We start from the raw sequence: 26,726 nt of genomic DNA, 5'->3' as shown, positions 1-26,726 counted from the left end.
AAGTGTAAGTCACAAATAGGAAAGACCCGAAATATCCCAAGCATCTATGGGTTTCCTAAAATAAGAAGTAGAAAGAAAAAAAGCCGTTGATGAGCTGGCTTGATATTGAAATTTAGAGGCAAAGTCCAGTAACAATTCATTTTTCGATTCCAGTTCTGCGGTGCTCATTTCCAAAGACATGGCAAAAGAAGACTTCTTATTGATATCTCTTACCAGCGTCGATGCAAGATATTTTTCGAAGATTTGCCTGCTAAAATCACTTTGAAATTCTCTATCTATTTGCTCTGGACTTTGCTGAATAGCTACTTGAGCTGTAGACCTATCCTGCAAAGCACGGAAACCAGCACTAACCTTCCCTTTGGTCGCTGGATTAAAGGACTTCAGCCACCTAAGTTCAGCTGCATGATCGATACCCGATTGAAATAAATCTTGAGTAAAGGGCTGTAATCCCAAGGTATTTTCAGATGCCTGAACGGACCGCAAAAATTGGTGAAATGAGTCCTCTTCAACGCTTTGATTTAAAAAGGTATACTGAAAATGAAAAACACTTAGGTCCTTATTCTGATGGAGATATTCTAAGTGATGGGCCTGCCTAAATACTTTAGCAGGCGTAAAATATAAAGTAGGTAGGGACCCTTCGTTACTTGCGGTGGTCCTCAGACTTGAAGTCTGAAAATCCTTAAGGGATAGCTCAGAGTGTATTTTTATTTTACTAGTTGCAGAAGTATTAAACACGAGTCCATGGAATATTTCCCCTCCCAAATTTTGGACAATGTCGGAAAAACTATTGGTGAAAACATTTTCTTCCTCTCCTAATAAATTAACACTCTCGAATTGATCAAACTGATTCCTTACACTAAATAAGGAAAGTTTAAGATCACTTTTCAATCGTGAACCCTTATTGAGCAATGAACCAGTAACAGACTTATTGACATTCAAACTCTGCAGTTCAGTAGGAAGACCGGGTTTTCCATAGAAATTAAACCCACTTCTTCTGCTAAGCCTCCTGTTAAAATGGAAGTCATCGAAAGCGCCACCCATTGCTTCATTTTCTAAGGCTGAGCCGAGATTTTGATACGCAACATTATCCGCACCACCCAAAATCAATCCTTTTGATTTCTCCGTAAACGAAAACACGTTAGCTTTCCCAATGTAACGAGACGCAATACCCAAACCTAAAAGCGCATCTCCAAACACAGCAATTTTAAATTCATCGGCTAATTTTAGGTTAAGGATAAGTTTATCACTATTCGAAACGCCTCGTATCAAATCCTCTTCTTCGTAACGATCAATAAACTCTAATTCGGTAATGTATTTAGGGTTTAAACTTTTCGTTCCTCTACCATACTTTTTCCCGAACAAGTCGTCATAATCAATTAAAACATTAGATACAGTTTTCCCCCTGAATGTAATTTGACCTGACTCATCTACCTTTACGCCTGGTAACTTTGCTATAATTTCTTCTACGCTACGCTCAAAACCATCTTCAAATGAGGCTACATCGAAAACTGTTGTGTCACCCAAGTTCTGGTAACTTTGTCTTTCCTCTCTTACGATCACCTCAGGAAGTGCATTAATTCTTTGCTTAAGAAAAATCGTCATACTCTTCTCTCCTGCAATGGGGATAGTATCCGATTGATAGTTAAGATGATTGGTAATTAATAAATAATCGGTATCTACATTTAGGTTTTTAAATATAAAAGATCCATCTTCAGCCGACCTGGAAAAATTTAAAATGGAGTATTCAGTATTAACCAACTGAACCACTACATTTTTTACGAATAGGTTATTTTCTTCATCGACCACTACAGCTCTAAAATCAAAACTTTGTGCAAACACATTCGACCGAACTAAAATCAGCAAGAAAATAACAAAACAGAAGATGATATTTTTCATAAATACGGGCCCCACAGACAAAACATAAGTATATCAAACTACATGTTAAGGTAGGCACAAGTAATTATAACCTATGTTTCATACGTACAAACACCAATAAAACCAAATCAAACAAAAAAAACTAATGCTCATCAAATATCTCCAACGACTCATCTTTCGGTCGATTAACTGTAATTGTAATATTACTTCCTTCTTTCCTAAGTTGAGCTTCAATAAATTTAAATTTTTCTTCCGCTTGTTTCCAAACAAGATCTGAAAATTGTCGAGCGGATATTTTTTTAACATTTTTAAATGTAGGTACTGGTAACTCTACTAGTTCTTCGTGAAAATTAATTTTGGAAGCAGTAAAGTGCAGCATACCATTTTCTTCTCTCAGCTCCAAAATCAAACCCGGTAGACCATCTGCTTTCCATGGACCGGTGCTAAAGGGGATCTCAGGCGAAAACCATGCTTCATAGTGCCTACCCCTAAAAAATGTGGTAGCCTTTACGCAGGTAAACCCAAGAATGGTCTTTTTCTCATCCCCTATTTCCCATTCCATGATTCCTAAATCATCCTCGATTAAATAATAATCACCATAGTGATCATTGACATACTCATTCAATTTGGAAAGCGCATACATTTTTAATATGTAATTTTCTTTACCACCCAAAACTAAAAAAACCTCCATCAGGCAATCCATGAGCATCTAATTCATCCGAAAGTTCCATAAAACCTTTCCTTTCCTCTGACATGAAAATGGACTGCTCTTGGTTTGCGTATAGCCGATAGCTCTGAATCACTTGATCACCTTGTGTGTAGAGAACACTAAGCGACTGGGCAAATATTTGATGACACCCTAAGCCCGATAATAATACGCTAAAAGCAATTAGGAATAACTTTTTCATACGAATACGTAACATTTTCTAAATTTACTCTATTGTTAATAACTCTATTTAACCCACATTATGACTGTATTTTTCCTTTATACTGCCCGCCCTCATCACTTTTTGTTTTGAAATTATCCCCGGGCAACAATTTAAGGTTAAGGACTAAAGCATCTATCCCTTCTTCTATATCGCGTATAGCCTCTTCATAGGTAGCCGCAATGGAAGTGAAGCGTACAGCATCTTTTGTCTTGTAATCAACAGCTTTCCAGGTCTCTAGTTCTTCATCATATGCGAAAGCTAAGGAAACCGTACACGTGTCTTCTCCGTGCGTAACAATGGCATATTTTAAATAATCCTCTTGGATTATTTGAGCATCAAGGGACCCCATGCGAATACGAGCAGGAGCAACGTAAGAATACTACTATTTGAGAAAATTTTCATAGGGTATTTCGATTAGGAATACAGGACAGTCTAGGAAGATCAAGAATAAAATTACCTGCCGAAGCAAAATTTCAGCACTTTTACCCAAGTACTCCCTTAAAGACAATCTTTAATTTCAATCTTACCCCTAAGCTAAAAAAAAAAACTGTACACAAGAAAATAGGTGAAAAATGTGAAAAAATAATTTCTCCTAAAAGTAATACTATGTCAAATCAGACCAATCAAGAAGCTTAAAGGATTGATGTACATTTATGATTTTAAGCAGCAGGCATCTTGGATACAACCCTTTATTTAGGTATCTGTTCGACGAACCCCATATTTTCCGTAGGTGTGGGATTTTGTAGTCTTGAAGAATGGAAAGTAGTTCAGGATTGCTAGAATGAAAAAGATGATAAAGCTCAGGATCATCTAACCGTAAAAGATCATCAAGGGTATGCTTTCTAGCACCTTTATCCGAAAGCAGCTTATCCAGCTTGACTAGATAACTCTTGACAGTATTTATACTCATACCCAGCGTACGAGCAGTGGTTTTAATGCCTTTACCTTGTCAATTATGTATCAGTAATTGTCTGATCTGACTCATAGGTTTTGGGGTTCCAGCCATAAGATTATTCGTGTTAGCAGATGCGATAAAGAATCTGCTAAGAAACCAAAACCATTTGAAAAGAGGGTCAACATCCTCCGGAATGAGGAGCTAAAAGGGGTCAACATGTTCCGGAATATCCAAGCGCCAAAAATGGAAAAAGCTGCCCCCTTAATTACCTCAACACTGCCGATATTATTAGGATTTACTTGAGAGAGATTCAAGCCTCCATCTACACCATTTAAAGGGATGTCATTCCAGTAAAATTTAATACGTGCGCTTCCTAATCCAGCTTGCTACCCCCACTCCACGGATGGAAATCTCTTGTCGTAAAGGACCGTTTTCGCGAAGTTGAACCCCTGGCATAGCCTCAAACTGCCGTGCTAAACTTGTTCTGTTATGGCGTTTTAAATCCAATTCACTAACCGTGACCACGGAATGCGTGCTCTCTAACTTTTTCCTGCGCGTATCAAATCCAGTCACGATCACATCGTTTAAATTAGTTTCATCCGGCTGCATAGAAACGGTTGTAAATTTCTCCTTTGGAAGTAGAGATGTAGGCTTATAGCCCAAAAAATAGATAGGTACCGTATCCGCTAAAGCCAGCTCAGAAAGCTCGAATTTACCCTCTGAATCCGTGACGGTTCCCTTGTCGCTGCTTGTCGCCCGGACTACCGCCCCAGGAAGTCCTTGCTTCGTTTGTGCATCGACGAGGCTGCGCAATAGTCATTTAACAAGTAAAATTCTACTTCACAAAGGTAGACGGAAAAATAGAGAATGTTTTTAGAGACACATTAGTATCCCATTAAGGAGCCCTTAGCATACAATTAAAAAACCATAAGAAGATTTAATTCCGATTTATACCCTCCACTACTGCTAAAAAATATAAAAGATCCTTATGAATCAAGGACAGCTGAGACTCGCAAGCTGGTCCAGCATATCAGCACGCTGCTGTAGCAAAGCAGGCGTGTACACTCCTCCATCAGAAAACAGAACCGTATCCCCCGACAGTTGAATGTTATACGTTTCCCAGCGCTCCACCAGCTGCTCCCGGAGCGATTTATTCCCCGTATCCTGAACACCCGCATAATTAAAATAAAACCAGATGGCAGCAGGAATGTAAGACGGCCGCTCCTCGCCATCATAAATGTCTCGTAGCAAATTTTGCGGATGCTCGATAGCGATTTGCCGCTCCAAGCGCAAAATCGAAACCCCCAAAAAAACTTCGATAAGCCCACCAGTAATTCCGATGATCTCCGCCCAGTCATTAGAGATTCCCCCACTGGCTAAAGCCAAACCAGACCCTATCCCCACCAAAGCACCTGTCACGATGGCTCCCACTGTGAGATTCCGCTCCCTTTGGCGCAGACGGCGCTCTAAAAAAGAAGCTATCTGCTCCGCCTTCTCCTCCTCGCAATCAATCGCCGCCGTCAAAGCCTGAAGCTCTAAGGTCATCTTCAAAATCCGACGATTAAGTCTCGTCTCTAAAGCAGCCCGCTGCTGAAAATCTATGGTATCCGATTTTAGCTGAATCAACTCTTCACTAAGATCAAGCGCTTGAGCGATAGCTAAAGAACGTGCATCGAACAGCCCTTCAAGCTGCAAAAGGGAGGGACTGACCTGAAAAGACTCAAAATCCCCATCCTCGAAGGTCAGCCCACGCAGACACTCGCCCTGAAAAGCCGTGGGGGGCTCAGCACCTTTTTAGATGTGCATCCAAAAAAGAGCAGCAAAACCGCACAAACTAGCACCGTACGATAACTACCTAAAAGAGGACTCCGAAAAACCTGCATAAGCAAAGCTACTAAAAGTAATCAACAAGCAGAAAGCTTACTTTCTTTAATTAAACCCTTTCATAAAAACCAATACGAATATTCATCCACGCCCTCTATCCGCTCATTAAACCGCTCACAATCAAAAAAATCCATTTCGCCTAACAACTATTTCAATAAAACTCCCGTATAGTCAGAAGCCTCGAAATAACGCACACAAACAGCCTTTTAACAACAGCACACTTGCATTTAACCCGTAATGCAAAACTTATTATCTATTTATTGCTATTAAATGCCTTGACATGACGAAAGGACTATCCAATTCGCCGCGCTGAATCCCTTACTTCGCTTCATCAAAAGAAGTACTTTCAGCTCCTTCCTTCTATTTGGTGCCGCATTTCTGGCACTCGTACTCGCGAACTCTCCAGCGAATAGCCACATCCAATGGCTCCTAAGCCAAAAAATCGGCTTCTCCATCGGAGATTTCAGCGTCTATAAATCGCTACAGCTTTGGATTAACGATGGCTTGATGTCCATCTTCTTTTTCGTCGTGGGCCTAGAACTTAAACGCGAAATCATAGCAGGAGAGTTATCGAATCCCAAAAACGTATTAATGCCCATCATCGGCGCTATAGGGGGAATGCTCATCCCCGCAGCTATTTATGTGGCCTTAAATACGGGCAACACACCTGAAAGCCTAAACGGCTGGGGCATCCCCATGGCCACAGACATCGCCTTCGCCTTAGGTGTACTCTATCTGCTAGGCCCACGCGTACCTATCCAACTGAAGGTATTTCTTACTGCACTGGCCATCATCGATGACATCGGTGCCGTCCTCGTGGTAGCTTTATTTTATACCTCAGAAATATCCATGGGAAATCTAGCCATCGGCGCTGGAGTACTTGGCCTCATGGCCTTATTAAACGTCTTGGGCGTTCGTAGCGTCTTGGCTTATGCCGTATTAGGCATCGGCGGAGTATGGCTCGCCTTCCTACTCTCCGGCGTGCACGCTACCATAGCCGCCGTTCTGGCCGCTTTCGTGATCCCTGCAAACCGTAAAATCAACAAAGCCAATTACCTCAGTGAAATTCAAAAATTAACCAAGAAATTCCAGTCTGCAAATGAGGCGGAGAAAGACAAATACCTCCTTTCTACCGATGAAGAAAACGTGATCGCCGAAATCAAGCGCATCTCGAAAGGCTCTGTATCGCCTCTTCAGCTCCTCGAGCGTAACATGCACGGCCTAGTCGTGTACGTGGTTATGCCCATCTTCGCCCTCGCAAACGCCGGGGTGGTGATCGACAGTAACTGGATGGAAATGATCAGCAGCCCCGTAGCCCTCGGGGTGGGTGGCGGACTCCTAATCGGAAAACTCCTGGGCATCTTCGGCTATCCATGCTTGGAATTAAATTAAAGCTCTATAAAATGCCTCAGGGTCTCACGACCCAAATGCTACTCGGAGTGTCTTTCCTCGCTGCCATCGGCTTTACCATGTCACTCTTCATCAACTCCCTCGCCTTTACAACACCTATCTACATGGAACAGGCGAAAATGGGTATCCTGCTCGCCTCCTTCATCTCAGGATTAACAGGTTATGCGATCTTGAAAAATGCCATCCAAAAAATGGATGTAGAAGAAAATGAGCATGAGCTAAGCGAGTCGGTCACCGATAAAAATCAGGAAATGGCCTACTAAATTAGCAACGTTTCCAAGCGAAATCCTATCCCCTTCTGCAGCCTCTTTAGAACAGCTCCATACGCTGGCTCTAAAGAGGCTGTTCTCGTTCTACACGCCCTAAAAAACACCCACCTCATTCAGGTACTAATAACAAGTTAAAAATCAGTAAAAAACCGCCCTGTGGTACTTATGTGAAAGTCGATATCGGCACCTGTAGTAGTATTGTAGTAGTCTAAAAATGGTTTTTTGAGTGAAAAAAGCTGTGTTTTACAAAAACGTTGTAGTAGTCGGCTGAAAACGATTCGCCTGTATGTTAAACCCAAAAGTAGCATGACCAAAACACAAGTGTACACCGTGAAGATTGCACTCATCGTAGCGCTCGGTGGCTTCCTCATGGGCTTCGATGCCTCCGTAATCTCTGGTGTAGTAAAATTCATAGAAGCGGAATTTGAATTGACCAAACTGCAGCTGGGCTGGTCCGTAGCCTCCCTCACACTCACCGCCACCCTCGCCATGATGGTGGCAGGCCCACTAAGTGATCGCTATGGAAGGAGAACAGTTCTGCAGTGGTCTGCAGTCCTTTTTGCCCTTAGCGCTATCGGGTCCGCACTAGCACCAGATTTTCTCACCCTAGTGATCGCGCGCATGCTGGGCGGATTCGGAGTAGGCGCATCGCTCATCTTGGCCCCCATGTACATCGCAGAAATAGCGCCCCCAGAAATGCGGGGACGACTGGTTTCCTTTAATCAGCTAAACATCGTCATCGGTATCTCTGCCGCCTTCTTCTCTAATTTCCTCATCCTCCGCCTCGGCGCATCGGACAGCAGCTGGGCCCTACAGCTGGGTTTTGAAAAATGGAACTGGCGCTGGATGTTAGGAGTAGAGTTCCTGCCCGCCGCCTTCTACTTTATCGGCCTATTTTTCGTCCCTCGAAGCCCCCGCTGGCTTGTCATGAAAGGAGAAACGGATCAGGCGCTCATCGTCATGAAACAGTTTACGGATGTGGAAAATGCAAAGCAGCAAATTCAACAGGCCCTCCAAGGCAGCGACTCCGCCAAAGAAGCCGAAAAATCAAATTTGCTCGCCTGCCTAAAACCCGCCTACCGCTACGTGCTGCTCATCGGAATCGTGGTGGCCATTCTTCAACAAATAACAGGTATTAATGCCGTATTTTTCTATGCTCCCATGATTTTCGAACAGTCCGGCATCGGAACTGATGCCGCCTTTATTCAGGCGATCCTCGTCGGACTTACCAATCTCCTCTTTACCGTTTTGGCCATCTTATTCATTGATCGCTGGGGAAGAAAACCCCTCCTGGTACTGGGATTAAGCGGCATTACCCTGTGCATGGCCCTTTTAGCCTACGGATTTGGCTCGGCCACCTACCAGCTTACCCCTGACACAGTGAGCACTTTGCCGGAAGGCATATCCCAAGAACAAATCAGCAGCATGGTCGGTGTCGCTTACGAAAATGATGTGGCCTTCAAGCGGGCACTTCGCGCGACCCTGGGCGAAAGCACTGCCCTCACCTATGAATCCGAAGCACTGACAGCAGCGATAACCATACAACCCGCCTTAATTCTAATCGGTATTTTGGGCTTCGTAGCCTCCTTCGCCATTTCGATCGGCCCGGTAATGTGGGTGCTGTTTTCAGAACTCTTCCCTATCCAAATTAAAGGGGTGGCCATCTCCTTAGTAGGCTTTATCAATTCCCTAATCAGCTATCTGGTCCAACAGTTTTTCCCCTGGCAGCTAGACACTTTCGGCAGCAGTACCACCTTCCTTATTTATGGAGCATTCGCCGCTATCGGCCTGGTTTTTGTATCATTTGCCGTCCCTGAAACCAAAAACAAATCTTTAGAAGAACTCGAAAACCTATTAATTAAAAAATGAAACGAGCGAAAAACCAACTCTTGCGCCGCTCCCTGGCGGGAATGCTAGGCGCTGCCCTTCTTTGGGCCTGTAGCCCGGAAACTAAAACAGAATTACTCGTAAACGAAGAGGAAGAGCTGAGCGCACCCCTTGTCCATATCCCTGCGCACATGCTCCATGCCGCTTCTTCCCCGGAAATGAGTGCGCAAGCAGCCGAAGAAGGCCCGATCCAGCTTAAAAAAGACCAGTGGATCGCCTTAGATGTAGAAGTACCAGAGGCCGGACGCTATCAGTTGCGCCTCAGCGGAGAGGTGACGGGAACGGACAGCCTCAGCATCTGGGTGGAAGATTACTACGATAATCCAGATGACCGCACCTATGACATCAGTGGAAAAATGCACCTAGCATCCGGCGCTGGCGCGCAAGAGGTCTCAGTAGATGGTAGCCCGCTCCGTGCAGGCATGCACAAGATGAAAGTACACGTCGACCAAGGGGAGATTGCCCTAGAATACCTGCAGTTCCTTCTTTTAGTACCCCATAAAAAGTCCGAAAATGTGCTCGAACAGCGCACCTCTGGAACCGAATGGACACTGGTCTGGTCGGACGAATTCGATGGCGACGAAATCGATGAAAGCAAGTGGACCTACGATATCGGCAACTGGGGCTGGGGAAATAATGAATTGCAGTACTACACCGCCAACCGCCCCGAAAATGCACGCCTCCTGAATGGTCATCTGATCATAGAAGCCCGAAAAGAAGCGGCAGGCCCGCACCCGTGGACCTCTGCACGTCTGACCACCCGCGGAAAAGTGGCCTTTAAGTATGGCAAAATAGAATTCCGTGCCATCGTCCCGAAATCACGTGGCAACTGGGCCGCGGGCTGGACCTTAGGCAATACCTATGTGGATGAAAAAGACTGGCCTTACTGCGGTGAAATCGATATCTTGGAAAGCGTAGGCTATGAAATCGACCCAGAAACGGGCGCCGGAACTGCCCATGCCACCGTGCACACCCCTGCGTATTATTTTAAAATCGGCAACCAGATCGGTGCCGAAAAGCGCGTTGCCGACATGGCTAACGAGTTTCAAACCTACGCCGTGGAGTGGACGCCGACCAGCATCACCATGCTCGTAAACGACACGCCTTACTACACGTACGATAAAATCGCCGACGAGCGCGAGTGGCCTTTCCACACCCCACAAGACATCATCTTAAACCTAGCCATCGGTGGTGGCTGGGGCGGTGCCAAAGGCCTAGACCCGAACATGGAAGTAGAGCAATTTATCCTTGACTACGTACGCGTGTATGAAAAACGCTAAAAATAAACCCCTGTACATCGGAAATAGCCCCTTCCGCATACAGGAAAACCCGGTGCAGGGGAGCATCATCTCCCGCAGCGGCGTCCCTTTCTATCGGATCGCTCAGGTGGACCGCATGCCCCCATTTTTCATGAGCTTGGTTAGCCCCGATGAGCATTGGTTGTTTATCGCCTCGAATGGTGGACTTAGCGCCGGCTGGCGCAATGAAGAGCAAGCCCTCTTCCCCTACACGACAGACGATAAAATCATGGCTTCCACGGAAAGCGTAGGGCCGAAAACGCTCATTCGGATAGAAGATAGCGAGGCCGTGCGGCTCTGGACACCCTTTTCCGATCGCTACCGAGGACTCTACACCATCGAAAGACACCTCTATAAAAGCCTTTGGGGAAATGAACTGCATTTCGAGGAAATCAACCATGACCTCGGCTTGAGCTTTTCCTACGCCTGGCGCTTTTCTAGCTCCTTTGGCTTTATTCGATCAAGTACGCTTACCCGCTTAAGCAGTTTCGATCCAACTCAAAGCATCGATCTTCTCGACGGCGTGCAGGGACTGCTCCCTCCCGGTATTTCCTCGGATATGCAGGCGAAAAAAAAGTAATTTGGCGAACGCTACCGCAAGCAAGAACTCGCCCCGCTCACAGCGATGGGGATTTTCTCGCTCAGCTCGGGAATCGTGGACCGTGCAGAGCCCCACGAAGCCCTACAGGCACACATCGCCTACCCGCTCGCCTGCCAGCCTAAATCCGTGCTTCTCTCTGCCCTGCAGCTCGAACGCTTTCAGCACAGCGGGCAGGTGGAAAAAGAGACCTTGATCACGGGCACTCCCGGCGCCTACTTCCTCAGAGTCCAGCCCGACCTACAGCAAAACACAAGCGCTACCTGGCACCTCTGCTTCGAAATGCTACGCTCCGCCGCACAGGTGGCCGAACGTAACGAAGCCCTGCGCCTGCACCCCGAAAAGCTACTCCATGCCCTGGAAGAGGAGCTACAGAACAGTACCGAACAGCTGAAACTCCTGGTGGCCAAAGCCGACGGCTTGCAGTGTACAGGCGATATCCTAAGCACGGGCCGCCACTATGCGAATGTCCTTTTTAACAACATGCGAGGGGGTATCTTCGAGGAAAATTACCAGGTGCAGCGCACAGATTTTAGCCGCCACATCCAGCAGCTAAATCGAGCCCTCTTCGCCGAAGTGACTACCTTTCTAAACAGTCTTCCCGAACAGCTCAGTTATCAGGAACTGCGCCAGCACGTACATGCATACCCAAATACCGACCTGGAAAGAGCCTTTCTGGAGTTTTTACCGTTAAGCTTCAGCCGCCGACATGGAGACCCCAGTCGCCCTTGGAATAAATTTTCCATCGAGCTGCGCGAAGCAGACGGCAGCCGACGTAAGGCCTACGCCGGAAACTGGCGCGATATTTTCCAAAACTGGGAAGCCCTCGCCCTCTCATTCCCGGATTTCCTGCCCGGCATGATCCACAAGTTCCTGAACGCCTCCACCCTCGACGGCTATAACCCTTACCGCATCAGCCAGCTGGGCGTCGACTGGGAGGTCATCGAGCCGGAAGACCCCTGGTCTTTCATCGGTTACTGGGGCGACCATCAGCTCATCTATCTCCTCCGCCTGCTCGAACGTGCCGAAGCACATCAGCTACTCCACGCAGAAGAATGGGAAACGCGCGCCCTGCTCGTCTCCACCCATGTGCCCTACCGCATTAAAAGTTGGGAAGCCATCTTAGCGAATCCGCGTGACACGATCGCCTTCGATGAGGAAGCCGAAGCCCTCCTGCAGCAGCGCTATCAGGAGCTGGGCGCCGATGGCAAATTGCGCCGGCAGGCGGACGGCAGCCTCCTCCGCAGCCGCTGGATCGAAAAACTGTTTCTTCCCTGGCTGACCAAACTGGGTAATTTCGTGCCCGACGCCGGCATCTGGATGAACACCCAGCGCCCCGAGTGGAACGATGCGAATAATGCCCTCGTGGGAAGTGGCGCCTCCGTGGTAACACTCGCCCACATGCTCCGCTACACCGAATTTCTGCAGCGCCATCTGGAAAGCTTCGAGCGAAAGGAATTCCTGTTTTTGGATGAACTCGCCGCGTTTGCAGAAGCACAGCTGGCCTGCCTCCAGACCTTTGAGCCCGCACTGTTCACCGGTTTCAGCCCTGAAATGCGCTTGGAATTCGTCTCCGAAATGGGCCTCCTCGGCCAAAACTACCGCGATCAGGTCTATGCTGGGCTTAGCGGGCACTGTACAGCCCTTACACGAGAAACCCTGCAGGAGCTCCTCGCCCTTACGGCACGCTACCTGCGCCAGTCCCTGCGCCACAGCCGCCGAAAAGATGGCCTCTACCATGCCTATAACCTCCTTCACTTTCAGGAAAATCGTCTTCACATCGACTACCTCTACGAGATGCTGGAGGGACAGGTGGCCCTGCTGGACTCGGGCTTCCTCAGCCCCGAAGAAGCTCTTCAGCTGCTGGATACCTTGCGCGAGAGCGCCCTTTACCGAGCCGACCAAAACAGCTACCTGCTCTACCCGAACCGCACCCTCCCGGAATTTCTGGAGAAGAGCAAACTGGGCCCCGAGTGGATAGCCAAGTACCCGGTGGTAGAAAAAGTGGCCACACTTCCGGGGCAGCGCATCCTCTCCCGCACACCGCAGGGAGGCCTCTACTGGCATCCTGACCTCTACCATGGCCGCATGCTCACAGCACGTGCGCAGGAACTTTCCCTACCCGAAAATGAGCAAGAAGAACTGGCCGCCGCCTACGAGGAGTGCTTCCGCCACCATGCCTTTACGGGCCGCTCAGGCTGTTTTTACGCCTACGAAGGCCTCGGAAGCATTTACTGGCACATGGTCTCGAAGCTGCACCTGGCGGTATGCACGCTACTGGATCAGGAAGAGCTTGCACCGGGCTTGCGCCAAAGCCTCCGTAAGCACCAGCAAGTGCTCCATGCGGGCATCGGTAGCCACAAAAAACCGGAAGAGTATGGGGCTATTCCACTGGATCCGTACAGCCATACCCCCGCACACAGAGGGGCGCAGCAGCCCGGTATGACAGGCCAGGTGAAGGAAGATATCCTAGCCCGCTGGCAGCTCCTCGGGCTCAAAGTGAAAAACGCCTGCCTCAGCTTCGACCCCTCACAGGTAAGCCCCGCTGAGTGGCTGACCGAGGCCACTAGCTTCAGCTATTATACGGTGCATGAAGAGGGGAAAATACTGGATTTAGCTCCTGGCAGCTTGGCCTTCACCTACTGCCAAGTGCCCATACGCTACGTCCGTGGGGCGGCAAGGCACACACTGCGCGTTCTGGATCCCGCAGGCCGAGAGCTCCATCGACAGGAGAACCTCATTTTGGATGCCGCCTGGTCCGCAGCCCTTTTCTCTCGTGATGGCTCCATAGGGGAAATTCAGGTCCTCTGGGCGGGATAAACAAGCGAACCGCAAACACCAAGCGGGGCCTCTTCGAGGGCTCCGCTTTCTTTTTATCTCTTGGCTGCCACCTGGGCCCGCATTGCACTTATGGCGAAAATCGCTACGCCCATTCCCGAAAACGAACACTCCTAAATCCGTAGGAAATTTTTAGCTCCTTTAGCCTAATTTTACAGCCATAGTTCAACGCCTACTTTTACTTCTGGTTTACCATCTTGTCGTACTCGTATATGATTTTTCCACGCATGCAGTGGCCAAATAGCCTCAGCGCAAACCTTATTCATCGCCTATCCCAGCGAAATAGCCTGATTCTACCCCTATTTTTACTCAGTTTCACACTGCTTTTTCAGCACGCGCTATTCGCGCAAAGTTTTTATCGTGAAAAAAGCCCTAAAACCTGGCATTATCAGCTTGGCGTCGGCACGGGGACCTTTTTTTCCGCTCCACGGCCTTCTTATGATGCCGTACGGGACACCTGGCAGCCTACCCTCCAGCTGGGCATCGGAAAGCGCTTCACCGAGCATTTTCTGCTACAGGCCAATGCCGCCTTCCAACCCTTTGCTAGCCACGAGCTGCTGCTCGATGAGGAAGGCATTCAGATCGGACGGGAGCCCATGGTGCATGGCCAAAGCTACACCGCCGAAATCGTCCCTACACTCAGCCTGTTTCCTGCCTATCATCACATAAGTAGAAAGCGGATCGACCTCCACTTAGGCATAGGTCTTGGCTATCTTTTCACCTACAGAACCGAGGATATCACCATCGGAGACACTACCTACCGCTTTAATGCCATTAAACAAGGCTTCTATGTACCGATAAAAAGTACCCTCTGGTTCCGACTAAGTGCTAAGCAGGACATAGGAGTCGAAGGAAATTTTCTGTACACCTTTTTCGACCCGAATAGAGAAGGACTCTCTCGCAACAGACAAAACGACCACTTCGGACGCCTCTCCTTTATGTACCGCCGCTTTCTGCGTTAAGAAATGCGCCACACTTAAGTAAAGCCAAGAATTTATACCCTTTTCTAGATAACTATGAAAAATTTTACTCTTCTATTTGCCTTATTTTTAGGCTTCAGCACTGCTTGTACAGTAGTGGATAATGAATTACTCGATGAAATCATCAATCTACGCAATCAGAATCAAGAATTACTGAACATCGCTAGAAGCTTACAGCAAACGTCGGATGACCTGATCGAAAACTTGAAAAATGACGCTGCCGTGCGTGATGAATTACTGGATCTGGTGAATGCCTTGCAGAGCGAACTAAATGAAATCCTAAATGGCATGGCCGCTCTACGCGAGCAGCTGGCGAACCAGGAAGGCAGCTTCGAAGCCATTCAAGCGCAGATGGACCTGCTCCAAGAAAACTATCTGTCCATCATGGCGGAACTGGAGCAGCTGCAGCAAATAAGCAAACTCATCGCCGAAATCGAAGAGCTGCGGATGGAAATAGAGACGATCCGAGGACTACAAGAGGAAATCCTGAGTATGACCTTCCAGAATAATGAGGAGCTGGCACTTATTCAAGAAATGCTCGCCTTTATCGGCGCGAAGTCAGAGCAAAATGAAGAACACCTTGCCGCCCTCCGCGCTCAGCTCGCCAACAGAGAAGCCGACATGCAAACGCTTTTTGCGCAGTACGCCACTATTTCTGAAGAACTGGAGCAGCTGGCACTGCTCGGACAGCTAATCGAAGATATCGCAGCACTCCGTGCAGATATAAACGCTTGGGAAGACGTCTATGCGCAGATCTTAGCTGGATTAGCAGACAATCAGGAGGCTCTTGCCGCTTTAGAGGCACAGGTAACCGAGCTTCAAGCTGCTTTAGAAGAAAATAACGCATTGATTTTCGGGTTAATGGAACAGCTGCTGCAAAATGGCGCTGATATCGAAGCCATTTTAGCAGAAATCGCCGAGTTACAAGAGGCCTGTGAAGAGATTCAAGCGCTTCTCCTTGAAGTTATCGAGCGCTTTGCCCAAGAAAATCAGCAGTAAATGAAGCGGTTACTCTTTATCTTTATGTTGGTCGTCGGCAGTTGCACGATAGACAACAGTGTCTTAGAAGGGCTGATAGAAGATCTTCTAGTAGAAAACCAAGAAGTCATTCTGGAGATAAGTGCTTTACAGGAGCGTTCTGAAGCGCTTATCACGCAACTGCGTGCAAATGCCAGCGAACGGCAAGCGCTGCTCGAGCGCGTCATGGCGTTACAGGCAGAAATCTTAAAAATTGTAGAAGAATTCACCTCCTTAGGAGTAGCTCTAAACGAGCGGGGTGCTGACATTCAGGCAATCCAGGCGAATATGGATGGGCTTCTCGAAAACTATGCGGATATCATCCGTGAACTGCAGCAGCTGCAGCAGCTCGGCAGCCTAATGGCCGAAATCGACTCCCTACACCAAGCGCTGATTTTAACACGGCGGACGCAGGATAACATGTGGGATGCAGTGGCTAATCATGCAGCAGAAACTGAAAAAATCCGCGCCGCGCTTGGATTTGTGGATGCTGAACAGCAAGCCCTGGAAGCTCAAATCCGAGAGCTCACCCTCAGTTTAGGAGAGGATGCTACCCGTGTAGAGGCCTTGATCGAAGCCTTTTCAGAAATTCAAGAAAAATTAAAACGACTAACGCTTATCCAGGAGGTCATGGATGCAGTCTCCGCGCTGCGTGGCGACCTGAGGGAATGGGAAGAACGCCATGCACGTATCTTAACAGAGATAGAGACTTTTCAGACCAATAATATGCGCCTTAAAAGCAAGTTGGACGAAAACCAGGAAGCCTTCGAAGCACAACTGGCGCTGCTCTTTGATTTACTCGTAGCCGCGCAGGATGAGGCAATGCAGTTAGAAGAAGTCTCCGAGCAACTCGCGCAACTAAAGTTAGGTTGTTTACAGGTGATTACCCTCTTGGAAAACTTTCTCAACAATCTAAATTTTGCAGTTTGGGAACCTTTACTTGAATTTGATGGATTTGGAGACGGTGGTATACCCATCGCCTTAACCCCTTACTCAGCGGACAGAGCTTCTAGCAGAATTTATTTCTTAAATGCACGCGAGCGGATTCTAGGCTTCTTCGACTATAATACAAATGAACTAGGGGCCATTAATGTGGACCGCTGGCCACCATTTACCCTGACTGGGACACCCCTATTCAACCCTGAATGTGGCTGTGTGCAGTTTTGGGAAAATGCACAAGAGACACTCTATGAAATTAAGATCACAGGCCTGGAAGGCACCTTGCAGGAGTACACTCCGGAAGAACTCCCCGAGCAGAGTATCCGCGAGGTAAATCCCATCTATGATGGTGTCAGTAAACAACCTGCCTACATGAATGGATTCCTGGGAGGGGAGAGAAGAATGGTTACGAACCAAGCCTTCGCGTTCAATACTGAAACCATGGAATGGAAAGAAAAAAGAGCACCCTCCCAAAACGAACCACTAAAACGCGCAGGTGGGTTTATTTTCCCGAATCGGGACTATACCAGAGCGTACATCGTCGATGGGTTCGGTAATGCCAGTGGATCCGCAGATCTTCCCTGCGCTGATGAAGAAACCCTTCCTTGGTCTGCAGAATCTGGTAATTTCTGCTGGCATCGGGACATTTGGGAAATCGATCTGCGAGACTGGTCGACCAGACGCCTACTTCCCAGAAACTCGAACTTCGAAGAAACTGGAAACTTCGCATACGACTACCGCAGGGGTGTTTTCTATAGCTTCGGTGGTTTTAACCCGAGTCGAGAAGCGGACGAAGAGGAATTTAGTCAGCCCACAGGTACCCGAAAGTATGACCCGCGCACCGAGGAAGATTGGGAAGAGATTTTCACAGGGGGTTCGCCCCCTGCACGCTCGAACACCTTCAGCTGCTATTATGACGAACGCGGCGATCGCTTTGTCGTCATTACAGGAGTGGGCGTATTCTCCGTAGAAATTCGCTAACACTTCTGAGGCCTGGGAACAAGTGGGTCAGGAGGCTCGATTACTCGAAAATCCTGACCCTTTTCCATGTCCCACTTGCGGCTACTTTACGCTGCCATTAAATGGCCACCCCCTCTTAAACGCGAACTACACGATCACCTTTGTCGTGCCGCCACCCGCTAAGGTAATCGGCACAGGAGCATTGGTTTTCCAGCTGCCCCCGGTAAAATCAGGCACATCGATACTGTTCGAACGGTTAGCGACAGACCACTCGCTGAGCGGAGAAACTGCAGACCAAAGCGCCGCATCGTACACATCCTGATCCAGCGGAAGTCCATTACGCAGACAGTCGATTAACCGCCATTCCATCATAAAGTCCATCCCGCCATGCCCACCGATCTGACGCGCTAAGGCTCCCACCTTTTTCACTATTTCTGGCGTGTACCTCTCTTCCAGTGCTTTGACCTGCTCCTCTGTCAGCCAGCGATGCCCCTGAGCGACTTTCGGCGAAGGATATTTTTGGGCGTAGCCGCCGTGCCACTGATCACATGCAGCCGCGAATAAGGCCGCGGACTGCTCACATCATGCTGCAGCATCAGCGAACGCCCCTGATGTGTCTTGATCAGCGTAGTATTCATGTTTCCGCCGTAGGTTTTGCCCGCAAAGGCGCATAAAAAGCATCCTCCGCCGCTAAGGCTTCCGCACGTGCCCCCATGTGAAAATCCGCAGAAGAAAGGGAGCTCAAATAGGCCATCTGATCCCCATGGTTAATGTTCATCAGCTGCGCGATCGGACCTAAACCATGCGTGGCATACAAATTTCCGTCGCGCAAATTCTCCCGAAGCCGCCACATGCCTTCGTAGGTATTTTTCCCGAAATTCAGCTCCATCAAATCATGGATATAGGCCCCTCAGCATGCAAAATATCTCCAAAAAATCCGTCTCGAGCCATGCTCAGCGTCATCAGCTCGAAAAAATCGTAACAACAGTTTTCCAGCATCATACAGTGCCGCTGTGTGCGCTCCGAAGTCTCCACCAGCTGCCAGCATTCCTCGAGGGTTTTGGCCGCAGGCACTTCCACCCCCACATGAGCGCCCGCCTCCATCGCATAAACCGCCATCGGGGTGTGCCACTCCCAGGGCGTGACGATGTACACGAGGTCCAGCACCTGCTCATCGATCATCTTTTTCCACGCATATTCCCCTCCCGAATAAAGTGAAGGCCGATGCGGCGTTCCCGCCAGCCTTTGCGCACAGGCGCTCACCTTCTCTGGAATTAGGTCGCAAAGCGCCCGAATCTCGACCCCTTCGATTTTACTCAGGCGCTCCACAGCCCCTGGACCACGCATCCCCAAGCCGATCACCCCCACACGAACCCGCTCCAGCGCCGCGCCCGAAAACCACACATATTATGCAGCTGCCGATGCGGACGACGCGCTGCATCGGGGATCGCTTCCCGTGCCTCGGACTGGCCCAGGCTCCCGCTGGCTAAAGCCAAAAATCCCCAAGCCAGCCCAGCCGGACTTGCGTAAAAAACTCCTTCTATTTTCTTTCATAGTTTCTTTGCTTACTGTTGAAAAAACCAAACTACCACCATCGCCGAAAGTGGAAATTCCCAAATTTTCATTCAAAATATGGCTTCTTCCCAACTTTAACAAATAGCTCCCAAAGAAGCAGACGGGAATTTTCGAAAAAAGCCTTTGGACACCCCCCATAATTATAGTACATTACTTTACCACCAAGGCCTACCACCATGAGACAAAAGTACCTGCACAAGCACTTTCTCCGCACCCGCGTACGCACAGAAGCGATCTGCGCGCCCCTGGAAAGGGAAGACTATGTCCCCCAGCCCCTGCTCGACGTGTCCCCTCCAAAATGGCACCTCGGGCACACCACTTGGTTTTTTGAGACCTTCCTGCTAAGCGTTTACGACAAGCACTATCCAGCCTTTAACCCCGAGTATGCCTTTCTGTTTAACAGCTATTATAACCATGAAGGGGAGCGTGTCCCACGGGACAAAAGGGGATTTCTAAGCCGCCCGACCGTGCCGGAGGTATTCGCCTACCGAAAGGCCATCACCGCCGCTGTCGATCTGCTGCTAAAACAAAAAGACCTGCCCGAGCAACTCCTCGACACGCTGGAAATAGGCATTCAGCACGAAGAGCAGCACCAGGAGCTGCTCGTCTACGACATCCAGTACATCTTAGGCAGCCAGCCTACCAAGCCTGCCTACGGAACCGGATTCTCCTTTCAGGCCCTGCCCGAACCCGAGTGGATCGCCATCCCTGAAGGACGCTACACCGTCGGCTACCAGGGCCAAGGCTTCTGCTTTGATAATGAAAAAAGAGCCCACGACGTGTATCTGCTCGACTTTGAAATCGCCAGCGAGGTGGTCCGCAACAGGGACTACATCGAATTTATAGAGGAGGGCGGCTACGAAAATTTCCGCTACTGGCTGGCTGAGGGCTGGGATCTGGCTAAGGCTGAGCACTGGAAAGCGCCGCTTTACTGGGAAAAACGAAACGGCGACTGGTACAGCTACCAGCTGAGCGGCTTCCAAAAAATCCATCCCGATGAACCACTACGCCACATCAGCTTTTTCGAAGCACAGGCCTTTGCGAGCTGGAAAGGCTGCCGCCTGCCTACTGAGTTCGAATGGGAGGCCGCCGCAGCACAGCTGCAAAAAGGACAGGTCTGGGAATGGACGAACAGCGCCTACCTGCCCTATCCAGGTTTCTCGATCGCGCCCGGTGCACTCGGTGAATACAATGGCAAGTTCATGAGCAATCAGCACGTCCTCCGGGGCAGCTCCATCGCTACCGCCGCTGGACACAGCCGCCGCAGCTATCGCAATTTTTTCCCCACCGGTAGCCGCTGGCTCTTCAGCGGCCTACGCCTAACCCGATAAGCCATGTCGCAAACCTTTCTTCAGGAGGTCCTCGCAGGACTTACCAAGCCCCAAAAATCCCTGTCCTCCAAATACTTTTACGATGAGGCAGGCTCCCGCATTTTTCAGGAAATCATGGCCATGGAAAGCTACTACTTGCCCCGCTGCGAGACAGAAATCCTCCTCGATCAAAGCACCGCTATCTGGCAAAAACTCCCCTCCGGCCCATCGAAGTGCTCGAACTTGGGGCCGGAGATGGAACGAAAACGGCCCACCTGCTCGAAGCCGGCCTCCGCGCGGGACGCCAAATCGACTACACCCCACTCGACATCTCCGAGGATATCCTCCGCATCAATACCGAATACTTGCAGAAAAAACTCCCCCAGCTGCACATCCGCGCCATCGCCGGGGACTACTTCCAGACTTTGCGCCAGCTCCCCCCCACAAGAAAAACCCCGCCTCCTCCTCTTTCTGGGCAGTAACATCGGAAATTTCGCCCCCCCGCGCGACCAAGAATTCCTGCAGCTCCTCCAAGCAGCCTGCAGACCAAAAGACCATTTGCTCCTGGGAGCAGACCTGAAAAAACATCCCCAAACCGTGCGCGCAGCCTATGCAGACCCCGAAGGCATCACCAGCCGCTTTAATTTGAACCTCCTGCAGCGCATCAACAGAGAACTTCAAGCTGATTTTCAGCTCGACCAGTTCCTGCATGAGGCCATTTATCATCCCATGAGCGGCGCGGCGGAGAGCTTCCTGGTCAGCCTGCAGGAACAGACCGTCCACATACAGGGGCAGGCCATCCACTTTCAGGCCTTCGAAGCCATCCACACCGAAATTTCACAGAAATACAGCCTGGAAGGACTCGAAAAACTGGCTTTGGGGTCGGGCTTTCAGCCCAAAGCACACTTCCTGGACCAAAAGGCATACTTTTCCCTCAACCTCTGGGCGCATGCAAAATCCGGCGGAGAATAAACCCTCACCAACCCTGAGCCACGAGAAAAAACGGCAAGCTCCCTGATCCTTTTCGCTGGAAAATTGTTACCCCTCTATGCATACACTCTTGGAAAAAATCCGCCTGAAAGCCCTCGACAGCTGCCTCCGCTTCACCAGCTCCCGCAGTAGTGGGCCCGGGGGCCAAAACGTCAACAAGGTCAATAGCCGGGTGAGTTTGCACTTCGAACTGGAAGCCTGTCCTCTTCTGGAAGAGCCAGAAAAGGCCTTTTTAGCGAAAAAGTTAAGCAAAATCTTGGATCAAAAGGGTGTCTTGCACCTGCATGCACAGGAAAAACGCAGCCAGCTAGAGAACAAGCAAGTCTGCATCAAAAAATTCTATGCACTGCTCCGCAAGGTAAGTACGCCGAAACCCATCCGAAAGGCCACCAAGCCGGCTAAAGGTGCCATCGAAAAACGGCTACAAGATAAAAAGCAGCATGCCCAAAAGAAGCAGTGGCGCCAAGAGCGCTGGGACTAAAGAGCCCTAAGGAAGAACACCAGCAGCCTCCTCAGAAGCTGGTGTAGCACAGGGAACGGCGGGCTGCGACACCCTAAGGCACATCTTTCAAGTGTAAAATATCCTGCGCCTTCCAAAAAACCTGCAGTTCCTCCCCTTTTTCCAGAGCGCGGGCCACATCCCAAAGCTCCCATGCTGTTTCCCGTCCGGCTACTGCTAAGGTGACCACATCATGGGTCAGTTCCCGCCGCAGTCCAGCACCTGTGCAGTCAGCGTATGCCCGTCCGAAGCAGCAGCGGGAGTCGCAGCGACAATTTTGCGGTAACGCAACACATGTGGCCGCAGATACTGCCCAGCACCTAATTCATTTAAAGGAGAAAAAAGCTGTGCCGTGTAGGTGAAAGTAGGCTGCTGCATCAGCGTGGCTAGGGGGCCCTCCTCCAGGATACGTCCCTGCCGCAGCACGAACAGCCGCTCACACAGGGCTTGCGCATCCAGCACATCATGGGTGACCAGGAGGACCACAGTGCGCTCCCGCGCAAAAAGCGTACGCAATTCCCCGATTAGCTCTCGCTTCTGAATCGCATCCAAACCCGTGAAGGCTCATCCAGCAGCAGCACTTCCGGCTCCAAGCTCATCGCTCGGGCGATCGCTACCTTTTGTTGCTGCCCCCCCGAAAGCGCGCGGGTTTCTGATGGCGCCATTTTTCCAGGCCTAGAAGTCCCAGTAAGCGCGCGAGACGCTCCTCCCGGTAGGCCTTTTCATAGGGCAGTAAGGGGCGCAAAATATTTTCCTCAACAGTGGAATTCGGGTACAGGCGATAGTCCTGGTGCACCAGCTGTATGGCCGGATGCCTGCTACCAGTTGCTTATCCGGTCCTTTCAGCAGCTCCTCTCCCAGGTGGACGCTTCCTCCCGCATCATGCGCTTCTAAGCCCGCTAAAATCCGGAGCAAGGTACTTTTTCCCGAGCCCGATGCGCCGATCAGGCCATAGACCTGCGACGATAATGAAAAAGAAAGCCCTGCTAAGGCCTTTGTCCCATCGGGATAGGTCTTAGCGAGCCCTTGAACGTGTAGCATGTACGTTTACACGAATTAAAATACAAAACGCTTCAACAGCCAGACGACGATCGCAAATAAAAACACCAAAATGGAGATTTTATTGATCCCATGCATCATGCGCAGGTTGAAATTACTTTTTTGGTTCGGGTCAGGCTTACCGAAAACACGGATAAAATACCTCCCCACTTCTCCTAGTTCGAAGAACTTTTCGAACCTACTTTTCTCTTTCATAACTTTCCCTTCTGCCCCACTTTCTCAGAAAGGGGGCGCTTATGCTTGTTCCGGATTAAATTCCGGCTCTATCCATTTATTGTCTTGGCGAATGATTTCGATCAGCTCATCCACCGCCCGCTCGGAAGGCACGGAGCGCTTGATTACCTCCTGCCCTTTGTAAAGGGTAATTTTCCCCTTGCCGGAGCCCACATAGCCATAATCAGCATCCGCCATCTCACCTGGACCGTTTACGATACAGCCCATAATCCCGATTTTCACCCCTTTCAGGTGATCCGTACGCTTTCGAATCATCGCCGTCGTTTCCTGCAGGTCGAACAGCGTCCGTCCGCAGGAAGGACACGAAATATACTCAGTCTTCGTCATCCGTGTGCGCGCCGCCTGCAGCACGCCGAAGCTCACCGAATTATGCAGCTTCACCATATCCAGCAGCTGCTCACGGGGCTGCGCACTCTTGGCCGCCATACGTAGCAAGACCCCCTCACCGAGCCCATCGATCAGTAGCCCGCCCACATCGGTCGCCGCATAGAGCATGGTCTTATCGGCACTTTGATCCCCATAGTTCAGGCTAGGAACTACCGGCACCTGAATGCCTTCCACCATGAGTGTGGCCAGCGCTGCGCGCAAAGCCGGCATCGCATGGCTATTTTTTGTTTCCAGGAGCAGGACTACATCCTTTCGCTCTCTGAGTGCAGGCAGCAGCTCGGCCAGTTCCTCCGTGTCCACTTCCACGAAGTTCAGCTCAGGGTGCAGCTCACTTTGCGCCAGCCACTCCGCCGCCTTAAAGGCCGGAAAGCTATTTTTACGATCTGCGTTCTGCTTCCAGGTTTCCCAAGACTGAATTTGCTTCATCCCATTCGGGAGCATAAACGGAATCGGCTGCTCGCCGGTGTAAATATAATCACTGCCGAGGTCATTCATCTTCCACTTGTCCAGCTCTGGCAAGTAAAAATGCCCCACGGCTTTCATTTCTTTCGGACTTAAGTCACCGAGGCGCGACATATCCACGATCACACGCGGTACATTCGCCCCGCCGAAGTTGGCCACTTCCACTGTTTCCCGTTTTTTATAGCTAAACGGATCGTAAGGATACGCGGCTGGCGCCGCAATGGGCGCATGCTCTGCCCTTCCCGCGTAGCGCGCCACCAGTGCCTGCGCCACAGGAGCTTCAAATTCAGGGTCTTCCGTTAGCGACACACGAACGGTATCTCCGAGTCCATCTTCCAGTAAGGTCCCGATACCTACGGCGGACTTAATACGCCCGTCCTCCCCGTCGCCCGCTTCCGTCACCCCGAGGTGCAGCGGATATGGCTGGAACCCACCCTCTTCTAGTTTTTGGACCAGCAGTCGGTAGGCCTGCACCATCACCTGCGTATTCGAAGACTTCATGGAAATCACGATTTGGTGGAAGTTTTCCTCTTCGCAGATGCGTAAAAACTCCAGTGCGGACTCCACCATACCAAGTGGCGTATCCCCATAGCGGCTCATGATGCGATCCGATAGCGAGCCGTGATTCGTCCCGATCCGCATCGCCGTTCCGTGTTCCTTGCAGATACGCACGAGCGGCAGGAAGCGCTCACGAATACGGTCTAGCTCCTCCTGATAACTCTCATCCGTATAGGTGATAAGCTCAAATTTCTTTTTATCGGCATAATTCCCAGGGTTGATGCGTACCTTTTCCACGATTTTCGCGGCGATTTCGGCAGCATTCGGGGTAAAGTGAATATCCGCGACAAGCGGGGTTTGGTAGCCCCTTTGGCGCAAGCCCTCCTTTATGGCAGCCAGGTTCTCCGCTTCCTTCATGGAGGGGGCCGTGATGCGAATTAGCTCGCAGCCACTTTCGATCATGCGAATACACTGTTCGATGGAGCCCCCGGTATCCATTGTATCCACGGTCGTCATGGACTGAATCACGATAGGGTTATCCCCACCGATGGTAACGGGTCCCACTTGAACGGGAATGGTCTTCCGGCGGCTGTAGCGCGTCCTACTGGTACAGTAGCTATCCAGATTATGCAGTAAGGCTTTCATGTTATAGGTCTCCAAGTTGTGGTCGGATAATCATTTCTTCTATGACGGAGGAAGGCGAGAGGGCGTAGGCCGCCCAAACGGCATCGGCTACATCTTCGGCCTTCATAAATCGCTCCACAGGCAGCTCCACTCCCTCCCAGGAGGACGTGTAGGTGGCACCGGGCAGGATCGAAGTTACCTTCACATCATAGGGCATTAACTCGGCACGGAGGCATTTGGTTAAGCCCAGCATGGCCCATTTGGATACCGCATAGCTTCCTCCATTCGGGTAGGCAGTGATGCCAGCGATAGAGCCGATGCTAAAGATATAGCCCGACCTGCGTGCTTTCATCTCCGATGCAAAGGCCCTGCTGAGGTAGTATGCTGAGAACAAATTCGTGTGCATCATCAGTTCAAAGTTGCCTTCCGGCTCCTCATGGATAGCTCCAGGCAGGAACACCCCCGTATTATTCACGAGAACATCCGGCTGGGCGCTTGCTTGCACAAAGTTGGCGAAAGCCGTCACCTGCTCTTTTTCTGATAGATCAGCTTGAAAAGTATGGAGGCTCGCTTCAGGGAAATCGTTTTGGATTTCAGCCTGGAGTGCCTTCAAGTCCTCTGCGTTTCTGGCGCAGGTAAAAATGGTGAATTTTGCTTCCGCAAATTTCCGGATGATAGCGTGGCCGATGCCCTTTGTTCCTCCGGTAACCACGATGCTTTTGCTCATGAGATGCTTGTTTAATAGTTAGTATGACAACTATTCACTGCGCACAAAGTTATGGTTTTTTCATGGTTGATGGTTAATGGGTAATTATTAATTGTTGATGGTTAATGGTTAATGGTTAATGGCGCAGGCGCGGCAGGTTTGTCTTGTAAAGAGCGCGTCTGTTTCCAGCTTGGATAAAACCGTTAAGTCGAAAAAAAAAATTAGGCCTCTATAATCCCGAGCTGCTGCCCCCCCCGAGCTCCATAGGAGCGGACCTCATGATAACCGCGCGGCATTAGCCCGCGGATCCCTGGCTACGGGTAAAAACCGAAAGCAAACGATCATAATCGAACATAAAAAAGAAACCAAACGAAAGCAAACGAAAGCAAAACCCTCGAAAACAGAAAGAAAACGAAAGTAAACGATCCCAATCGATCATTCCTCATCGAAAATAGAAAGCAAACGAACATCCGCCTTACACTCCATTCCGTCTAAAAAAATCGCCTCAAAAGCAGTACACAACAACCCCCCACCAAGTCCCACGCCCACAGCGCCATCAACCATTAACCATTAACCATCAACCATTAAAAAAGCAGCCCACAA

Annotated in this window: 25 protein-coding genes and 2 pseudogenes; 12 read left to right on the top strand and 15 right to left on the bottom strand. The window is 49.8% G+C overall.

Annotation, left to right across the window (positions count from 1 at the left end; genetic code table 11):
- Positions 1-9 precede the first annotated feature (9 nt).
- The 7 genes from A3SI_RS04225 to A3SI_RS04200 form a co-directional block, all read right to left on the bottom strand.
- Positions 10-1,896, bottom strand: a complete 1,887-nt coding sequence (locus A3SI_RS04225; protein WP_040670126.1) for a hypothetical protein — start codon at positions 1,894-1,896, stop codon at positions 10-12.
- A 121-nt stretch (positions 1,897-2,017) separates the two neighbouring features.
- Complete coding sequence (locus tag A3SI_RS17125; RefSeq protein ID WP_202946844.1) at positions 2,018-2,578, bottom strand: GLPGLI family protein; 561 nt, start codon at positions 2,576-2,578, stop codon at positions 2,018-2,020.
- Positions 2,538-2,783: a hypothetical protein gene (locus A3SI_RS18785; protein WP_009053794.1), complete on the bottom strand. Its 246-nt coding sequence runs from the start codon at positions 2,781-2,783 to the stop codon at positions 2,538-2,540. Before A3SI_RS18785 ends, A3SI_RS17125 begins: the two co-directional genes overlap by 41 nt.
- Before the next feature lie 58 nt (positions 2,784-2,841).
- A complete protein-coding gene (locus A3SI_RS04215) occupies positions 2,842-3,153 on the bottom strand; it encodes a hypothetical protein (RefSeq protein WP_009053793.1) in 312 nt (103 codons plus the stop codon).
- Positions 3,154-3,785: 632 nt separating this feature from the next.
- Positions 3,786-4,040: a hypothetical protein gene (locus A3SI_RS23125; RefSeq protein WP_394330347.1), complete on the bottom strand. Its 255-nt coding sequence runs from the start codon at positions 4,038-4,040 to the stop codon at positions 3,786-3,788.
- A gap of 16 nt (positions 4,041-4,056) precedes the next feature.
- Positions 4,057-4,512: a carboxypeptidase-like regulatory domain-containing protein gene (locus A3SI_RS04205; RefSeq protein WP_009053791.1), complete on the bottom strand. Its 456-nt coding sequence runs from the start codon at positions 4,510-4,512 to the stop codon at positions 4,057-4,059.
- 180 nt (positions 4,513-4,692) lie between these two features.
- Positions 4,693-5,394: a hypothetical protein gene (locus A3SI_RS04200; RefSeq protein ID WP_009053788.1), complete on the bottom strand. Its 702-nt coding sequence runs from the start codon at positions 5,392-5,394 to the stop codon at positions 4,693-4,695.
- Between the two features lie 483 nt (positions 5,395-5,877).
- Here A3SI_RS04200 and nhaA point away from each other — a divergent pair.
- From nhaA to A3SI_RS04165, 8 genes and pseudogenes are all read left to right on the top strand, one after another.
- Positions 5,878-7,256: pseudogene (nhaA, locus tag A3SI_RS04195) on the top strand (Na+/H+ antiporter NhaA).
- 312 nt (positions 7,257-7,568) lie between these two features.
- Positions 7,569-9,131 (top strand): sugar porter family MFS transporter, encoded by a 1,563-nt coding sequence (locus tag A3SI_RS04190; protein WP_009053786.1) that lies wholly within the window; start codon positions 7,569-7,571, stop codon positions 9,129-9,131.
- The gene (locus A3SI_RS17120) at positions 9,128-10,429 is read left to right on the top strand and encodes a family 16 glycosylhydrolase (protein ID WP_009053785.1); all 1,302 of its coding nucleotides are present in this window, start codon (positions 9,128-9,130) and stop codon (positions 10,427-10,429) included. The genes A3SI_RS04190 and A3SI_RS17120 overlap by 4 nt, the downstream gene beginning before the upstream one ends.
- Complete coding sequence (locus A3SI_RS17115) at positions 10,416-11,027, top strand: hypothetical protein (RefSeq protein WP_050977375.1); 612 nt, start codon at positions 10,416-10,418, stop codon at positions 11,025-11,027. Before A3SI_RS17120 ends, A3SI_RS17115 begins: the two co-directional genes overlap by 14 nt.
- 45 nt (positions 11,028-11,072) lie before the next feature.
- Positions 11,073-13,865, top strand: coding sequence for a hypothetical protein (locus A3SI_RS04180; protein WP_156810160.1), 2,793 nt, complete (start codon positions 11,073-11,075; stop codon positions 13,863-13,865).
- Between the two features lie 215 nt (positions 13,866-14,080).
- Positions 14,081-14,845, top strand: a complete 765-nt coding sequence (locus A3SI_RS04175) for a hypothetical protein (protein WP_238531591.1) — start codon at positions 14,081-14,083, stop codon at positions 14,843-14,845.
- Between the two features lie 54 nt (positions 14,846-14,899).
- Positions 14,900-15,862 carry a coiled-coil domain-containing protein gene (locus A3SI_RS04170; RefSeq protein ID WP_009053783.1) on the top strand — a complete coding sequence of 321 codons (963 nt, stop codon included), beginning with the start codon at positions 14,900-14,902 and terminating at the stop codon, positions 15,860-15,862.
- Positions 15,863-17,800: a coiled-coil domain-containing protein gene (locus A3SI_RS04165; protein WP_009053782.1), complete on the top strand. Its 1,938-nt coding sequence runs from the start codon at positions 15,863-15,865 to the stop codon at positions 17,798-17,800. It abuts the gene before it with no gap.
- Between the two features lie 126 nt (positions 17,801-17,926).
- Here A3SI_RS04165 and A3SI_RS23120 read toward each other — a convergent pair.
- Positions 17,927-19,333 (bottom strand): annotated as a pseudogene (locus tag A3SI_RS23120) (Gfo/Idh/MocA family protein).
- A 197-nt stretch (positions 19,334-19,530) separates the two neighbouring features.
- On the opposite strand from A3SI_RS23120, the gene egtB reads away from it, so the two are divergent.
- The 4 genes from egtB (at position 19,531) to arfB (ending at position 22,135) form a co-directional block, all read left to right on the top strand.
- Entirely contained in the window at positions 19,531-20,685 is a 1,155-nt protein-coding gene (gene egtB, locus A3SI_RS04155; RefSeq protein WP_009053781.1) for an ergothioneine biosynthesis protein EgtB, read from the top strand.
- A 212-nt stretch (positions 20,686-20,897) separates the two neighbouring features.
- A complete protein-coding gene (locus A3SI_RS20195) occupies positions 20,898-21,146 on the top strand; it encodes an L-histidine N(alpha)-methyltransferase (RefSeq protein WP_238531590.1) in 249 nt (82 codons plus the stop codon).
- Between the two features lie 76 nt (positions 21,147-21,222).
- A complete protein-coding gene (locus A3SI_RS20190; RefSeq protein ID WP_009053778.1) occupies positions 21,223-21,636 on the top strand; it encodes an L-histidine N(alpha)-methyltransferase in 414 nt (137 codons plus the stop codon).
- Positions 21,637-21,712: 76 nt separating this feature from the next.
- Positions 21,713-22,135, top strand: coding sequence for an alternative ribosome rescue aminoacyl-tRNA hydrolase ArfB (gene arfB / locus A3SI_RS04145; RefSeq protein ID WP_009053777.1), 423 nt, complete (start codon positions 21,713-21,715; stop codon positions 22,133-22,135).
- Positions 22,136-22,208: 73 nt separating this feature from the next.
- On the opposite strand, the gene A3SI_RS21490 is transcribed toward arfB, so the two are convergent.
- The 7 genes from A3SI_RS21490 to A3SI_RS04125 are packed head-to-tail and all read right to left on the bottom strand — an operon-like array spanning position 22,209 to position 26,144.
- Complete coding sequence (locus A3SI_RS21490; RefSeq protein WP_262491755.1) at positions 22,209-22,343, bottom strand: hypothetical protein; 135 nt, start codon at positions 22,341-22,343, stop codon at positions 22,209-22,211.
- A gap of 8 nt (positions 22,344-22,351) precedes the next feature.
- A complete protein-coding gene (locus tag A3SI_RS17110) occupies positions 22,352-22,705 on the bottom strand; it encodes an ATP-binding cassette domain-containing protein (protein WP_009053776.1) in 354 nt (117 codons plus the stop codon).
- Complete coding sequence (locus A3SI_RS18060; protein ID WP_083836439.1) at positions 22,678-22,818, bottom strand: ATP-binding cassette domain-containing protein; 141 nt, start codon at positions 22,816-22,818, stop codon at positions 22,678-22,680. Before A3SI_RS18060 ends, A3SI_RS17110 begins: the two co-directional genes overlap by 28 nt.
- 10 nt (positions 22,819-22,828) lie before the next feature.
- Positions 22,829-23,194 (bottom strand): ATP-binding cassette domain-containing protein, encoded by a 366-nt coding sequence (locus A3SI_RS17105; protein WP_050977372.1) that lies wholly within the window; start codon positions 23,192-23,194, stop codon positions 22,829-22,831.
- Positions 23,195-23,209: 15 nt separating this feature from the next.
- Positions 23,210-23,407: a DUF6728 family protein gene (locus A3SI_RS04135; RefSeq protein ID WP_009053774.1), complete on the bottom strand. Its 198-nt coding sequence runs from the start codon at positions 23,405-23,407 to the stop codon at positions 23,210-23,212.
- Between the two features lie 39 nt (positions 23,408-23,446).
- Positions 23,447-25,438, bottom strand: a complete 1,992-nt coding sequence (gene ispG / locus A3SI_RS04130; RefSeq protein WP_193782425.1) for a (E)-4-hydroxy-3-methylbut-2-enyl-diphosphate synthase — start codon at positions 25,436-25,438, stop codon at positions 23,447-23,449.
- A 1-nt stretch (position 25,439) separates the two neighbouring features.
- Positions 25,440-26,144, bottom strand: a complete 705-nt coding sequence (locus tag A3SI_RS04125) for an SDR family oxidoreductase (RefSeq protein WP_009053772.1) — start codon at positions 26,142-26,144, stop codon at positions 25,440-25,442.
- Positions 26,145-26,726 lie beyond the last annotated feature (582 nt).

Origin of the sequence: Nitritalea halalkaliphila LW7 (assembly GCF_000265075.1) — a bacterium.
In the GTDB taxonomy this organism is placed as follows: domain Bacteria; phylum Bacteroidota; class Bacteroidia; order Cytophagales; family Cyclobacteriaceae; genus Nitritalea; species Nitritalea halalkaliphila.
The sequence above is the reverse complement of the archived record's forward strand: the minus strand, read 5'-3'. Positions and strand labels throughout refer to the sequence as shown.